Origin of the sequence: Reichenbachiella faecimaris, assembly GCF_900176375.1 — a bacterium.
Lineage (GTDB): Bacteria > Bacteroidota > Bacteroidia > Cytophagales > Cyclobacteriaceae > Reichenbachiella > Reichenbachiella faecimaris.
In genome coordinates, this window is sequence record NZ_FWYF01000001.1 from 1,861,209 (window position 1) to 1,876,760 (window position 15,552).

General features: G+C 41.1%; 13 protein-coding genes. 3 read left to right on the forward strand and 10 right to left on the reverse strand.

Features of this window, described 5'->3' with window-relative positions; all coding sequences use genetic code 11:
* Positions 1-119 precede the first annotated feature (119 nt).
* Together B9A58_RS07835 and B9A58_RS07840 are read right to left on the reverse strand one after the other, a co-directional pair.
* Positions 120-2,801 (reverse strand): hypothetical protein, encoded by a 2,682-nt coding sequence (locus tag B9A58_RS07835; protein ID WP_139793792.1) that lies wholly within the window; start codon positions 2,799-2,801, stop codon positions 120-122.
* Positions 2,802-2,811: 10 nt separating this feature from the next.
* Positions 2,812-3,615, reverse strand: coding sequence for a GLPGLI family protein (locus B9A58_RS07840; RefSeq protein WP_084371902.1), 804 nt, complete (start codon positions 3,613-3,615; stop codon positions 2,812-2,814).
* A gap of 116 nt (positions 3,616-3,731) precedes the next feature.
* Between B9A58_RS07840 and B9A58_RS07845 the strand changes: the two genes are divergently transcribed.
* Positions 3,732-5,156, forward strand: a complete 1,425-nt coding sequence (locus B9A58_RS07845) for a sensor histidine kinase (RefSeq protein WP_084371903.1) — start codon at positions 3,732-3,734, stop codon at positions 5,154-5,156.
* Entirely contained in the window at positions 5,153-5,833 is a 681-nt protein-coding gene (locus B9A58_RS07850) for a response regulator transcription factor (protein WP_084371904.1), read from the forward strand. Before B9A58_RS07845 ends, B9A58_RS07850 begins: the two co-directional genes overlap by 4 nt.
* A 178-nt stretch (positions 5,834-6,011) precedes the next feature.
* On the opposite strand, the gene B9A58_RS07855 is transcribed toward B9A58_RS07850, so the two are convergent.
* From B9A58_RS07855 to aroQ, 5 genes are all read right to left on the reverse strand, one after another.
* Positions 6,012-6,578, reverse strand: a complete 567-nt coding sequence (locus B9A58_RS07855; protein ID WP_084371905.1) for a HutD/Ves family protein — start codon at positions 6,576-6,578, stop codon at positions 6,012-6,014.
* Complete coding sequence (locus tag B9A58_RS07860; protein ID WP_084371906.1) at positions 6,575-7,123, reverse strand: GNAT family N-acetyltransferase; 549 nt, start codon at positions 7,121-7,123, stop codon at positions 6,575-6,577. The genes B9A58_RS07855 and B9A58_RS07860 overlap by 4 nt, the downstream gene beginning before the upstream one ends.
* Before the next feature lie 210 nt (positions 7,124-7,333).
* Positions 7,334-7,807: a ribonuclease HI gene (rnhA, locus tag B9A58_RS07865; RefSeq protein WP_084371907.1), complete on the reverse strand. Its 474-nt coding sequence runs from the start codon at positions 7,805-7,807 to the stop codon at positions 7,334-7,336.
* A gap of 73 nt (positions 7,808-7,880) precedes the next feature.
* Positions 7,881-8,453 carry a MarC family protein gene (locus B9A58_RS07870; RefSeq protein ID WP_084371908.1) on the reverse strand — a complete coding sequence of 191 codons (573 nt, stop codon included), beginning with the start codon at positions 8,451-8,453 and terminating at the stop codon, positions 7,881-7,883.
* A 2-nt stretch (positions 8,454-8,455) separates the two neighbouring features.
* Positions 8,456-8,875 carry a type II 3-dehydroquinate dehydratase gene (aroQ, locus tag B9A58_RS07875; RefSeq protein ID WP_084371909.1) on the reverse strand — a complete coding sequence of 140 codons (420 nt, stop codon included), beginning with the start codon at positions 8,873-8,875 and terminating at the stop codon, positions 8,456-8,458.
* A 225-nt stretch (positions 8,876-9,100) separates the two neighbouring features.
* On the opposite strand from aroQ, the gene xerD reads away from it, so the two are divergent.
* On the forward strand, positions 9,101-10,000 hold the full coding sequence (xerD, locus tag B9A58_RS07880; protein ID WP_084371910.1) for a site-specific tyrosine recombinase XerD: 900 nt from the start codon (positions 9,101-9,103) through the stop codon (positions 9,998-10,000).
* A gap of 9 nt (positions 10,001-10,009) precedes the next feature.
* On the opposite strand, the gene B9A58_RS07885 is transcribed toward xerD, so the two are convergent.
* From B9A58_RS07885 to B9A58_RS07895, 3 genes are all read right to left on the reverse strand, one after another.
* Positions 10,010-12,673, reverse strand: coding sequence for a carboxypeptidase regulatory-like domain-containing protein (locus B9A58_RS07885; protein ID WP_084371911.1), 2,664 nt, complete (start codon positions 12,671-12,673; stop codon positions 10,010-10,012).
* Between the two features lie 11 nt (positions 12,674-12,684).
* Positions 12,685-13,611, reverse strand: a complete 927-nt coding sequence (locus tag B9A58_RS07890; protein WP_084371912.1) for a PorP/SprF family type IX secretion system membrane protein — start codon at positions 13,609-13,611, stop codon at positions 12,685-12,687.
* Positions 13,612-13,854: 243 nt separating this feature from the next.
* Positions 13,855-15,552: T9SS type B sorting domain-containing protein (locus tag B9A58_RS07895; RefSeq protein ID WP_139793793.1), on the reverse strand; the 1,698-nt coding region annotated here is incomplete at its 5' end.

Consider the following 15,552-nt stretch of genomic DNA (forward strand, 5'->3'; position numbering starts at 1 on the left):
TTCAGCTACACCCGACCAAAATTCTTCTTATAACTAGCAAGGTTCCTAAGGGATGACTGACGTAGTTGAGCCTAAAACACAAGCCAAAACACTGCCCTATGAGGTGAACTTGAATAAAACTATATCTCAAATTTCACGGCAAAAGTAAAATACCTTGGTTGGACGAAATAGGCATAAGTACCCACCAAGTTGTCAGAAAAGCTATCGCGACGAATAGCTTCCGTTTCCAATAAGTTCATCCCTTCTACGCTAAACTGCCAAGGACTCTTTTCTTTTTGTACAATGACAGAAGCATTGAGAAATTTATAGATGGACTGGCTGCTTCCATTCTCCGCTCGATAATTGTTGTATTCATAGTCAGCCAACAAACTCAGCCAGGGTCTGACCTTAATTTCCAATTCGAAAAAGGGTCTATCATTGATGTAGTCATTTGATGTGGTAGCGCTCGTATATTGATTATAAGTCCTTTCATAGCCCAACTCAAACGTAAATATCTCCATCAATTTTGTCTCTAGAGATGTGTTGTATAGCTGTGTGAATGATGTATTCTGATTCGGAGTCTGATTGATCAAATTAGCAGTAGTGGCATAATAGAGGTTAGCGCCAGCACTCACTTTCCAACGCTTGAAAGTCTTCTCAAAGTCACCATAAAAGCTCATTAACTCATTGGCGACCATCACATTGATTGGCGTACTCAATCTTTCCAACCCTAGGTAATTCACAGACTCACTTATGTTGTCCTTGATCTTCTGATAGTTCAATCCTCCAAAAAGGCTGAAGTGACTAAATAAGCTGTAGTTCGTATAATTTAGATTAATATTATGCACAGTGCTATTGGACAGCCCCTGATTGCCTAAGTAGAGGCTATTATAATTCTGAACAACTAATCCTTGTGCCACCTTCTGAATATCCATAAATCTAGCTTCCAGATTGTATCTAAACCTAATGGTCTGCGAACTCGTCACATCATAGTTGATGGTAAATTCTGGCAACCAAATCACCTGTTCATTGACCAGTTCTTGATCGCCTTGCAGGTCAGTTGTTTTATAATGATGCGCATAGATTCCTGGATTAATTACCACCTTACCCATTTTTGATCGCCAGTTGATTCCTGCATAAACGTCAAGAAAACGGTAGTCAAAATGATTCTTATACTCTGAATCATCCAATGACGAATTGCCTTCTTGCTCAATGGTAGAAGTCATTTGCTGGCTGACGTGGCTATTGCCGAATCTGGCATTTATATGATTGGTTTTATTCAAAATATAATACCAATTGGCTACGAGCTCTTGCTGATTGGAAATGATGTTTTTTGATTGCTGGAAATTATATCCATTCACATTGTTTATGGGGAGTACGTTTGAAAATAAAGGAAGATCAGAAGTAAATGATAGGGCTGGGTTTTGTTTGCTATACTCATAGCTAGCCTCTAGAGAAAAAATGTTCCTGCTGTCCAATGCATGATAGATGTCAAGCCTCTGATGGATATTAAAAGGCCGTTGATCCGCTTCACTATCTATTTGATTCAATGCACTGAGATTGTCCGACACTCGCTCGATATCATCACTCAATTTGCTTCCTTTGGTGAATAGCTCATACGCTATCTGAGTATCAGCATTGGGCGTGTATTGCGCTTTAAATTTGGTCAATCCTGACAGGTTTTCTTGATTTTCATCAGTAGCAAGAGATTCTTTGTTTTCTACCGTCTCCGCATTGATATATGTTCTTTCAGAAAGAGATAAAAGATTAGTCTTAGCTGCTGAGACGATCGCAAATCCCGAAAGATTCCACTTTTTGTTTGGCGTATAGTTGAAGTTGCTTGCTCCCAGTTTGGTATCAATAGACAAAGCTCTATCGCTTTGTGCATTCATAAATCCCATATTTTCATCTGTCCTCCTAAAATTAGAACCAGATTGTGACATCATATTGCGCATACCTCCCATAAATCTGAAATAATCTCTAGGGGTGAAAGCCTGCCGACCTATGTTATTGGCATCTCCTATGAAATTGATGGTGGTTTCTGGGGTATACCTAAAGAGATTTGCATGAGTCAAGTATCTTTCGTCGAGTCCAACGCCTCCCTCTACATCTCCAAAAGTCATATTCTTTTTATCCTCCGTGAGTTGAATGTTGATCGCCAGGCGGTCGTCATTGTTACCCAAAGCTCCCATGGGGGAGATGTCAGAGAAATTTCGGAGTACCTGTACTCGGTCTACTGCATGAGCTGGGATATTCTGCACAGCCAGTTTAGTGTCTCCTTCAAAAAATTCTTTGCCTTCTACCAACACCTTTTCTACCTGCTTGCCTTGGACTCGCACCTCTCCATTTTCATCTACTGAAAACCCTGGGATACTTTCTAGTACATCTTCCAACTTGCGCTCGTTCCCCTTTTTGAAAGCATCCGCCTTGTACGAAATGGTATCTCCAGAAATCACCACGGGAAACTCCTCTTCTATCGTGATGTTCTCCAGTTTTTTGACGTTTGATTTCAAAGTGATCACAAAAGGATTTGAATCATTTGCTCGGGCAACAATGGTATCCTGACTGGTTCTATAGCCAATAAATGTAGCACGTAGGATGTAAGAAGTTTCTTCTTCCAATTTCAAATAAAACCTACCTTCTGAATTTGTCACCCCATAAGAGGTTAATCTATCCGTTTCTATATGATAAGCCACCACATTCGACAATTCCATGGAATTCCCAACCGAATCCTGAACCACTCCCGTAAACGTCACTGAGCTTTGTGCCAGGGCGAGCGAACTCCACCCCAGCCCTATTATGACCATTAATAAATTTCTCATTTAATCAACCTTAGCCTCCTATTCTGATGACTCTTCTTTCTTCGCCATTGCCGTTATATTGCTGCATCATCTCTTGCAACTTTTCCTCTTGAAGCTCATTGAATTTTTCGGTTGTGATTGATTTACCTCCTTTTGGTTTTTCGATCACCACTTTTTCTTGTGGATTTAGCAGGATTTTGCTACAAATAATTGTGGAATTTCCATTGTTGACTTCAAGGATGAGGCCTGGCAATCCCCAAAAGTCGTCTGGCCCATGATTCACAGGAATATCCATCGTAAACCAGGCGGTAACTTCTACCTGCGTCACCACTTCCTTGGGCTGCCCATTTTCTGTGTCTACTTGCATCATTCTGGCCTCTCTGGTGTATCTGGCCTGTTGGCACTCATATTTGCCAATCTGTTTTTTCTCTCCAGTGATTTCCCAATCTAAAGCCTCCAGTTCATCATCAATCAAAAAGGGTTTTCCAAACAAATCAGCATTTTGAAGGTATCGTTTCTTTTTGGTGTCTTTATAGGTCAGTGAAGAACCACCAGCTACTCGCACCATCACATCACTTGCTTGAGCAACTTCCTTCTTGTCTAAAGATTGAATTTGCTTGTAGCTAGATTCCGAACCATTGAATTTGAGTTCATATTCTCGTTGGAGTGCCTGCCTCAATTGCATTTGCATAGCAGCCTGCTGCCCATGACTCAAAGTGCTGTCTCCGCTGAAATTGACTGAAGCGGCTGTTTTGTAAGTGGCTATTCCCGACTGTGCCAAGCCCTGAAAACTAAGGGCGCACAGCATAATTGATAGTTTAATAATTGTGTTCATCTTTCTGTGTTTTGATTATGATTCAAAACAAGTGGGAATCAAATCAGAAATATGTTATCGAGTGTTAACGAGTGTTAACCCTCCTGAAAAGCACCTCAATACTTCTATCTTTGGGTATGGACAATAGGAAATTTAGGGTGTTATCATGGGTGATTGTAGTGGCCATCCTTATGACTGTATTGGCCCAAGGCTATTGGAACTGGAGAAATTATCAGGAAAACAAAAGGTTTCTACTGTCTGAAATTCAAATGGCATTGGACAATGCAGTAGAACAATATTACGCTCAGCTGGCAAAAATTCATTTTATCCAAATGGGTGAAAATCAGCTCTTACCAGCTCAACTGAACCCATCAAGCCCTATCTCTATCACTACTGATAGCACGATCACAAAAGCTTTTAAATATACTACCACTGATAAGGAAATTCAAAAAATCCAATGGAACGTAGATTCACTGGTAAAAGAGCCGCACACCAATATGGTCATCGTAAGCAAAGTAAACCGTATGGATACTGTGGTGGGAACTGAAAAAAGATTCGTAAAACTTGCTTCACGATTGGCTATGTCGTTGGAAGCTGATAGCTTAAACCAAAATGCCATAGATAGTTTGATGGCGCTGGAATTAGCTAGAAAAGGGATCCATGCAGATTTCAAAATTGTACAAGAGCCTCCAGTAGCCTTTTCAAATCGCGAGGTTATTGTTCAGGCCAATTCCACCTATCTGGCTACTGGCAACGAACTTTATCTAAGTATTCAACCAAGTTTTGCTGCCGTTCTAAAAAAGGGGATTGGCGGGGTTATTGTTTCCCTGTTGACTGCCCTGATAGTCATCATGGTATTACTTTATTTGTATCGTTTCATTCAGCATCAAAAGAGCCTGGATCTGATGAAAAACGACCTCATTAGCAATATCACACATGAATTCAAAACACCTATTGCTACTGTAAGCACTGCACTAGAAGCTATAGAAAAATTCAATACTGCAAAGGACACGGCCAAGACCGCCAAATATCTTAAACTCTCCAATGAGCAACTCACCAAGCTGAATGGTATGGTAGAGAAACTATTGGACACGGCTACGCTAGAAGAGGGTGAGTTGATCCTCAATATTGAAAAGAACAATCTAAATGAATTGGTTCAGAGCGTATTAGAAAAGTATGAAGACATTCCAAATAAAACCATCACTTGGCTGGCTAAGGGTGAAATATGGGTAGAGCTGGATGCTTTTCATTTTGAACATGCCATTTCTAACCTGATTGACAATGCCATGAAATATGGAGGTGATCAAATTCAGGTCTCAGCAGAACAAAACGAAAATGAATTGATGCTTTCTGTAGTCGATAATGGAATAGGGATAAGCAAAAAGGAGCAGGCCAGAATTTTCGACAAATTCTATCGTATTTCTTCAGGCAACGTCCATGATGTGAAAGGGTATGGCATTGGTTTGTACTATGCAAAGACTATTGTAGAAAAACATGGCGGACATCTTGTTCTAATTGCAAATCCTGAAGGGACTACTTTCAAAATCACCCTACCCTTATGAGTAAGCCAATGAAAATATTGCTGGCTGAAGACGAACCCTCACTGGGACTTATCGTGAAGGAAAGTTTGGAATCCAGAGACTTCCAGGTGGAATGGTCTGAAAACGGAGAAGAGGCACTTGTAAAATACAAGAATTTCAAACCAGATATTTTGGTATTGGACGTGATGATGCCAAAAAAGGACGGTTTTTCGCTGGCCAGGCAAATTCGAAAATTGGATCAGCGTACGCCCATCATTTTCCTAACAGCTAAATCGCAAACCAAAGATGTCGTAGAAGGCTTTGAACTGGGCGGCAACGACTACCTCAAAAAACCTTTCAGCATGGAAGAGCTGATCGTAAGAATCCAGGAGTTGATTCTTAGAAGAGAAAGGAAGTCTGCTGAAGAGCAAATAGAAATTGGCGCTTATTTGTTCAATTATCCCAAACAAAGATTGCAATACAAAAATGAGGAACAAATGCTCACACACCGTGAAGCAGAAGTACTCATGAGTCTTGCCATTTCCCCTAATGAAGTGGTAGATCGCTCCACCATGCTTAGTGAAATCTGGGGCAATGATGACTTTTTTAATGCACGGAGCATGGATGTTTTTATCACCAAACTCAGAAAGAAATTAGCCAAGGATTCAAATATTGAAATCCTGAACGTACGAGGGTTTGGCTATAAATTGGTTTGCTAAATATAATTCTGTCCTCGAATTAGTTAACTTCTACAATCGTACAAACCTGACAGAAGGAAGGTGAAGGGAGAAATCTTGTAAGTAATGACAGCCAAAGTTGCCACTATTTGACTGCAAGAAGCTGACAGCATCTCTTCGTAAACTACGAGACGACTTATGACTGATCACTTTCTAAATCTTATTTCAGAAATATTGAAACCTGAATAAAATCACAACCATTCGAGCAATTAATAATTACTTGCTCGAATGATTGCTGCTCTATCATCAAAAAATCTCCTGCTGTCAGCCTTTTATCTTCACAAGTTGCATTTCCTGTATGGAGATAAATAAGCTCAACGTCCGCTACCAAATGGCAAACTACCTGCTCACTGTGGGATACTCCTATATGCTTTAAAGTACCTTGAGCACCCTCACGACACATCAAATTAAAATTCGTGGCTTTGCCCCTACTGCAGGTTTGCCAATCTCCCTGAAAAATATCCTGATCAAACGGTAATAATTTCTTGGTATGATGACCTTCATGAGTCAAGGTGTGCTTTCCTTCTAACAGCATCAAAGTTCTCTGAATACCAGGCAGGGGTGTAAACATGCTTTGTTCTGCTTCTACCGTAGCCAAGCTGATTCGGAATAGAAAGTCTCTTTTTTGGAAGTCGGAAGCTGGCGGATAGATAAACAACTCCTGGCTGGTACCTTTGGCCCAAGTAATTGTTTTTGATGGGTTTGGTTTCAGGTGCTGAATGATCATTTGGTTTGAAAATGATCTAAATTCAAAAACCTTGTTTTACTCATTTCAAATCTTCTGACCTCTTGTGGGAAACAAATGATGCTAGGTGTAGTTTCATAAATCTCCACAAACTCAAAACCTGCCTGCTCCAATAAATGTACAGGTGCAGTATTTCCAGCGAATGGCTCACATCTTAGTTTTTGTAATTGAAAATGCTCAAAATACTTTGGGATGGATTGTTTGACTAACTCCAGCCCATGACCAAATCTACGGTTTTCCTTTTCCCAAATGTGCAAATGCATATAGGCCTCTTGACCTAAAGTGATGTGATTGATATTGGAGTGGCCGATAGCCTTTCCATCCACCTCCCAAATCACATAGTACAGCTGCTTCTCTTCAAATGGTTTGTTTAGCTCAGCTTGAATAGCCGCTATCCACTCCTCACGAGCTGGCAACTTGCTCTTGTCCGCACCCATACCCTTGAGATAGGCCACATCTGCATTCGAGAAGTAGTCTACTACTCGCTCTGCATCTGCTGGAATCATTTCTCGGGTGGTGGTTTTCATGGAACTATGGTTAAAAATATCAACACGAATTAAGATAAAAAATGCTACTGTTTGCCTTGTTTCTACGAGCACTCGACTGTGTGGAACAAAAGAGACACAATTAATGATTAATCAATCTTTGACAATCTTCAATCTCCCCAGCCCTCTTCGCCAAGAGGGAGTTCTTTTTCCCCTTAGAAAAAGGGGGTAAGGGGGATTTGATCTTCGTATCTAAAAATCATTAATCCCATTTTCAAAAGCCTGATCGGCGGGGAGATTGGATCCAGAGGCGGCTTCTACGGCCAGTTCGTCGCAGCGCTCGTTTTCGGGAATGCCAGCATGGCCTTTCACCCATTTGAAGGTGACTTTATTGCGCTTGTAGGGTGGAATAAAACGCTCCCAGAGATCTTTGTTTTTCTTGTCTTTAAATCCTTTTTTCACCCAGCCCCAAAGCCAGCCTTTTTCTACCGCGTCTACCACATATTTGGAATCCGAGTAGATCAGCACTTCTGCATTTACCACTTTCAGTGCTTCCAGCCCTTTGATCACTGCCAGCAGTTCCATGCGGTTGTTGGTAGTTTTGCGGAAACCTTCGGACAGCTCCTTTCTGTGGCCTTTGGCCAGGAGTACAGTGCCATAGCCCCCTGGTCCTGGATTGCCTCTGGATGATCCGTCTGTATATATGATAATGCTAGGTTGAGCCATTATGAAAACAAGTTAATGGTTAATGGTTAATGGTTAATGGTTAATGGTTAATGGTTAATGGTTAATGGTATAACTAAAAAGCTATCCCGTTTTTGAACAGTTTGATCGAAATCGCCAATAGAATGATCCCGAATACTTTTCTGATCACATTGAATCCTGCATGTCCGATCTTCTTTTCCAGCCAACTGGAAGATTTGAGCACGGCATAAATCAAGAGCAAATTAATCAAAATACCCACCAGAATATTAGTCAATTCATATTCGGCACGCAAGGAAATCAAAGAGGTCATGGTGCCTGGCCCAGCGATCAGAGGGAAGGCAATCGGCACTATGGACGACGAGCTGGTTTCTTCCTCATCAGATCTAAACAGTTCTATACCCAAAACCATTTCCATCCCTATCATAAACATGATGAGCGCACCTGCAATGGCAAAAGAACCAACATCAATTCCCAATAGGCCTAAAATTTTATCCCCTAGAAATAGGAAGATAATCATGATAACTCCAGCTACTATGGTGGCTTTGCCACTATAGATAGTTCCTGATTTTTTTCTCAAGTTGATAATGATGGGAATACTTCCCAGAATGTCGATCACTGAAAATAGGATCAGTGATACAGACAAAATTTGAGTGAATTCGAGTTGCATCTTTAGTTGTTTAAAATGTATTGTATACCTTCTTTATACCCATCTAGTCCCAGACCGATATAGTGAGCCACACAGACTGGTGTTAGATAGCTATGATGTCTGAATTTCTCACGTTCCATCACATTGGAGATGTGTACTTCCACGACTGGCGTGGTCACGCCTTTGACCGCATCTGCCAGGGCGACGGAAGTATGGGTATAGCCCCCTGCATTCAATATGATGCCGTCATAGTCAAAACCTACCTCATGGATTTTGTCTATCATCACACCTTCGTGGTTGGTTTGTAAATATTCCAAATCTACCTTTTCAAATTTTACTTTGAGGTGTTCGAAGTAGTCCTCGAATGTCTCGTGACCGTAAATTTCTGGCTCTCGTCTGCCTAGCAGATTTAGATTGGGTCCGTTGAGAATGAGTATTTTCATGATCTAAATATAAAGGGCGCAAAAGTAAGCTACAACTATCTATAGATGACAAACCCGTTGCACAGTTTTCTAAAATAGTTCATTTTTACTTCGGATATAATTTAACTGTCATATCGCAATGAAATGGAGATATCTCTTCAGCGACGGGCAGAAATTAACCAACTGTCAAAAAACTGGCAGGAGATCTCTACGGCTACGCCTACGAGATGACAAAAAATAAAAACTATGTCCTGGAAGTTTTACATCAGTCAATTCAAATCCTATCTGCAGCTAGAGCGCTCGCTAGCACCTAATTCTGTAGAAGCCTATGTGCAGGATATTGTAAAGCTGGAGCAGTTTCTGACTTTGAAAAAAAATGACCATGGCCCACTGAAAGTCACAGATTCTGACATAAGAGATTTATTGGAATACATTCATGAGCTGGGTATGTCTGCCTACTCCCAAGCTAGAATAGTTTCAGGCATCAAATCTTTTTTTAAATATTTGGTCTTTGAAGGCGACTTGGACAAGGACCCTTCAGAGTTGATAGAAGCACCTAAGCTGGGACGCAAACTACCTGATACACTCAATGTGCAAGAAATAGATGCATTGTTCGAAGCTATAGACCATAGTACGCCAGAAGGGCCTAGGAATCGTGCAATGCTCGAAACGCTTTATAGTTCGGGACTTCGCGTCTCTGAGTTAGTCAACTTGCAACTCAACTGTGTGCTGGAAGATATCGGATTCCTAAGAGTGATCGGAAAAGGGAATAAAGAACGTCTGGTTCCCATTGGCCGTGAGGCGCTCAAACACATCAAAATCTATGTGGAGCATTTGCGTTGTCATCTGGAAATCAAAAAAGGACATGAGCATTTTGTATTTCTCAATCGCCGGGGTGCTCAGCTGACGCGAGTGATGATTTTTACTATCATCAAAAATCTGGCTATCAAGATTGGTTTAAATAAAAGAATTGGCCCTCATACTTTTCGCCATTCCTTTGCTACACATTTGATTGAGGGAGGGGCTGATCTGCGCGCTGTGCAGGAAATGCTTGGTCATGAGTCTATCACTACCACTGAGATTTACACGCATTTGGATCGTGATTATCTAAAACAAATCATAAAAGATTTTCACCCGAGGAGCTAACAAGGAAGGTTACCCCTCCTTGTCTACATCCTCATCCCCACTTCCAACCAGCTGAATTGATAGATCCATGATCGACTCATCTTCTATTTTCACTAAAATCCCTTCTTCTAAATAGTTATCCTGCTGTACGATCAATTGATAAATGGCATGTGAATTCACATTTAATTCAAAATTTCCTTTTTCATCTGTGTAAACCTGTGTGGCTCTATGTGCGCCTTTCACAATCATGGTAATCACAGCATCCTTCAGGGCATTTCCTGCAATATCTTTGACTTGTCCAGAAAGGATAGTTGGTCCTTGTATATTCTTTTCTACCAGCACAAATTCTTTCCTATCTCCATCAGACAAATGCTCGGACACATAGTCAGAGTCTATCCACAGCAATTGTTTCTCTTCTTCTGTCAGCATATCTGGTAAAAATCCAGTGATCATGAACTCTGCTCTGCGATTTTTTTGATGCTCAGATTCTGGACATTTTATTCCATTGTGGCATTTGTTGACTAAGTGTGACTCTCCATAACCTTGACCCAAAATTCTAGTATGATCCACGCCATGAGCGGCCACATAATCGGCAGATGATTTGGCACGTTTGTCAGAAAGATCAAAATTGTACTGGTCTCCACCTCTACTATCTGTATGCGTGCTCAGCTCTACTATTATGGAAGGGTTTTCCATGAGTGTTTCGGTAAATTTGTCCAACTCTACTGCCGCATCTGGTCGAATGTCCCATTTGGCCAAATCGAAATGAATATCATTTAAACCAATAGGTTTTCCTATGATGATCTTTTCTAAGTCTCTATCAAAAATAATCTCTCCATTGTGCTCATCGCCAATGGCCAACTGATCTACTTCTGAGAAGTACCTGTATTTTTTAAACATGAAAGAATAAGTAGTATTTGGATGCGCCAAAAAAGAATATGCTCCATCAGCTTCCGTTACGATTCCGAACTTTTCGCCCGTGTTCTCATTTAAAACAATCACCTTGGCAGACTCCAACGTGTCACCTTTGACCTCATCAGTTATAGTGCCTCTGACTACCAAACGTTCTTTCATGATTCGCAATACCAACGTATCACCTTCGGGCCACTGCTGGGGACTAAATCTGCTCATGTCTTTTGAATAGTCAGATTTGCCAGCCAACACTGTAAATTTGTGATCCATATCATATTCAAAATTGAATGTTCCGTTGTGCACGGTGAGTGCCTGCTCCACAGTATCCCCAGTTGCATTGACCACCTGAACCATTGCCTTTTCTACGGGCAACCCAGTGACCAAATCGACCACCTGACCTGGTATGGATCTATGCTGAGAATATTGGAACCCGTAGATATCATCCAATCCTTTTCCTCCAGGCCGATTGGAAGAAAAATATCCCTTTTGATCTCTACCTGAAGAATTAACAGTTAAGCCAAAATCATCACTAGCTGTATTGATTGGATAACCCAAATTTTGGGGCTTGGCATTTTCCATAGCTAAATCCATTTCAAAGAGGTCTAGCCCTCCTAGTCCCATATGCCCGTCAGATGCAAAATAAAGGATGTCCTTTTGATCAATAAAAGGAAACATTTCAGCACCTTCAGTATTTACTTCTGGCCCCAAATTTTCAGGTATTCCCCAAACGCCATTTCTCCAAATAGAGACATAAAGATCGGTTCGCCCATAACCTCCTTCTCGATCTGAAGCAAAGTACAATCTTTGCCCATCCTTGCTTACTGTCGGATGACCATACGATACATTTGCATCATTGAACCAAAGCTCCACTGGCGTAGTCCATTTATTATTTTCATCTAGCTCGGAATAGAAGAGCTTGAGCTTAACCTCACCACTCTTGCTTTCGCTTATTTTAGAACCCTGTACGTGCAATTTGCTTTGGCTTACTCTTACCTCTCCTTTTTCATAACTATTTCGAGTAAAGATGACTTTGGTGTCGTTGTCATAAAAAGCAACTGGCCCTTCGTGATAGCTTGTTTTTAGTCTTCTGTCAAATTCCCGAACAGTGTTGGTTGAATCAACTTCAAATAGATTGAGAAAGTAAGATTGATCCCATTTGTACTTTGGCTTTAAGAACTGGATCACTTGAGCTGTTTCCCGCGAAGAAACCATCATCAGTCCATTTTTGTAAAACGTTGGACTAAAATCATAGCCTTCAGAATTGAAATCGGCATTCCAAACCTCAAAACGAACAGAATCTCTATAAAAGGTCAATTGCCTCTCAAGGCCTTTCAATCTTAGTTGGATTCGTTTGTCGTTGGGATTATTACTTTCAAATTTTTTAAACCAGACTTTGGCTTCTTCATACTTTCCTTGATGAATCAAGACTTCTCCATAGTTGATATAGTGTCTGTCTTCCTTAATTAATCCTTCCTGATTGATTACCTGACTGTACCAGTGTTGAGCGCTATCCAATTCATGAATTTGGTAAAACCCATCAGCAATATTCAACTTCAAAGTATCGTCAGAGGGCATTTGGTCTAATGCCTTTTTATAAACCTCTATTCCTTTTTTAAAGGCCAGGTCTAGATAGTAACTAGCCGCACGTGCTTTTGTTCTTTGGTAATTTTTTAGTTTAAAAGTATTCGTTTTACTTTCTTGAGCCTGTGCCGTAGCTACAAAGAGCATAATAGAAAGAATTAGGTAAACCAATACGAATAGGATTTTTTTGAAATTGTTCATAGCTGGTTGGTTTAAAAGTATCTTGGAGTTACAATTTTGTTGCTCTTCAGATTGAAGACATAATTGATCATGATTTCGTGCGAACCGCTGTTTACTCTACTTAGGTCTGTGGTGGTCAAGAAGTCGTAAGAATAACCCAACTGGAACTGAGGAGTCACTTGTATTTGGAACAAGGCGTCGAAGCTATCTAACGAGCGATAAGAAACACCCAACCAAACTAGATCCTTTATTAAAAAATTAGCATTTATATCAATCTCAAAAGGTGCTCCTTGTACCCACTTGAAAAGTACATTTGGCTTCAGTTTAAGATTAGGATTCAAGTCAAATACATAACCCCCACTAACAAAGTAGTGTCTGACCAACTTTGCATCCGGATCAGCTGCATCTTCTCCTCCAGCATACAAAGCATTGCTAAAAAGCTGAGGGATTGAAAACCCTAAATAAAACCTATCAGAATGCCACATAAGACCAGCACCCGCGTTTGGCGAAAGGTCATTTATGTTCTGATTGACCAGGTTAGGGTCGTTATAAATATTTTCTGTATAATCCACTTTGTATTGATTGAAACTAGCTTGCAAGCCAAAGGATAGCTTACTAAAATCAGACACCCTGATTCGATAAGCGTAACTAAAATAAGCTCCAAATTGATCTGTAAGCCCTATTTGATCTCTGATAAAAACCGCTCCCAAAGCAATTGACCTATATTTGATTGGGCTGTGAATAGAAAAGGTTTGAGTTTTAGGTGCTCCATCGAATCCCACCCACTGCTCACGGGCTAAAAGGCTCGTGCTGATTCCATCATGGATGCCCGCATACGCTGGATTAAGCGCTAACTGATTAAACATATATTGGGTGAACATGGCTTGCTGCTGAGCAGATGCCCTACCAGTCAAAGCCATCAGACCTACTACGATTAGAAATATTTTGATCCTTTTCATTTTCAGGTTTTTAGTTCTTGGTGATCCATTCAATTACCCAAATGAATCAATACCCAATATTATTTGATCTAGACACCGTATATGGGAGGACTCGGTGAGTTCAACAGTTTTCTCGTTGAACCCAGGGTTCTAATGCAAGTTCAGTGGCGTTACAATCTCACTTAGGTAAATCGAATAAAAAAGACCCGCCTCTAGTTCAGAAGCGGGTCTCAAAAACCTAAACTTAAAATAATTACTCTATGCTTACTCTACTCTTACAAATCCTTTAATTAAATCTTCTCCACCTCCTAAATCTACTATGTAGAAGTATGTGCCCACTGGAAGGTTTCCATTAGACCCTAATATCCCAGTACCACTGCCATTTCCAAAAAAAGCATTTGAACTATTGTCGTATCCCCTGGTTTCCCAGACCTTATTACCCCAACGATTAAAAATTTGTACCGTGTTGTTCGGAAAATCTTCAATGTTTTCTATCTGAAGGCTGTTGTACGGAGCAGGACTCGAAGTTGATACCACGTTGTTCAATACAGTTGCAGGAGCTTCACATGGATCTGCATCAAGATAAGCTGGTATTCCGTCCCTATCACAATCTCCACTTTCATCTGAAGAAGCTATTCCATCTCCATCATCATCCGTATCCAAATAATCGGGCGTGCCATCTCGATCCGTATCGTCATTAGTTGGATCTCCGTCTTGATCTACATCTTCGTCGCCTGTAAGTATCCCATCATTGTCGTCATCCTCATCTAAATAATCTGGCGTACCGTCTCCATCAGTGTCGTCGTTGCTCGGATTACCATCACCATCTACATCCTCATCATTGTCTGAAATACCATCACCATCAGTATCTTCATCATCAAACGGATTGAATGGCTGAGCTGCACAGGCAGGTGTAGCGGGTGGATAGCTTACGCTTAATGAACTTTCTGGATTAACAGAAATTCTAACTGTCATTTCATTGCGGAGTCCGTCTTCTATTTGTATCCAGATTCCATCTACTAAGTCCCATCCAGGCCAAGCAATGCCATTTCCATCAGCATCCACCTCGGCTCCTGGCCACAGCAAAGTACCAGACAAAGGCTGATCAGCAAGTGATTGTACTACTTGTCCGTCTGCGTTGAGCCATTCTACTAAGGCTGTCATTCCTGAAGCATCAAACCCCACAGTGTTTACTTCATAATCTACATAAGGCACATCGTTAATACATTGCTCTTCCATAGTTACTGTTAGGGCGCGATCATCAGTGGTGTCCAGATAATCGGGCGTACCGTCTCCATCGTGATCATCATCTGTAGGATCACCATTCCCATTTGTATCCTCGTCCTCAGTATTGATCCCATCACCATCATCATCTTCGTCAAGGTAGTCTGGTGTACCGTCTCCATCTGAATCGTCATCAATAGGATTTCCGTTTGAATCTATATCTTCATCTTCAGTATTGACACCATCTCCGTCATCATCTTCGTCCTGGTAATCAGGCGTGCCATCTCCATCCGTATCGTCGTTAGATGGATCTCCATCTCCGTCCAAATCTTCATCAATGTCTGGGATATTGTCTCCGTCGCTATCCTGAGACAGGATGACTAACTCTAGGTTCGTTGAGTCAACGGTGGTATTTCCTGCCGCATCAGAACTACTGACAACTACTTCATTGGAGCCAGTCACATTTGGAGCAAACACACCTGAGTCAGGTGTTAAGCTTGTGTCAATAGTCCATTCTCCAGCTGCATCAGCTACAGTAATAAAAGTAGCTCCTCCTACAGTTACTGAAACCACACTTCCTGCATCTGCAGTACCATTCAGAATAGGTGTGTCATCACTGGTAATTTGACTATTCACCGTCGGAATCGTTGGGGCGGTGATGTCATAAACTACCGTCTTGGTCGCTTCGGCCGCTGGGTTGCCGGCTACGTCTGATACATTCGCAGTGATGTCGTTGTC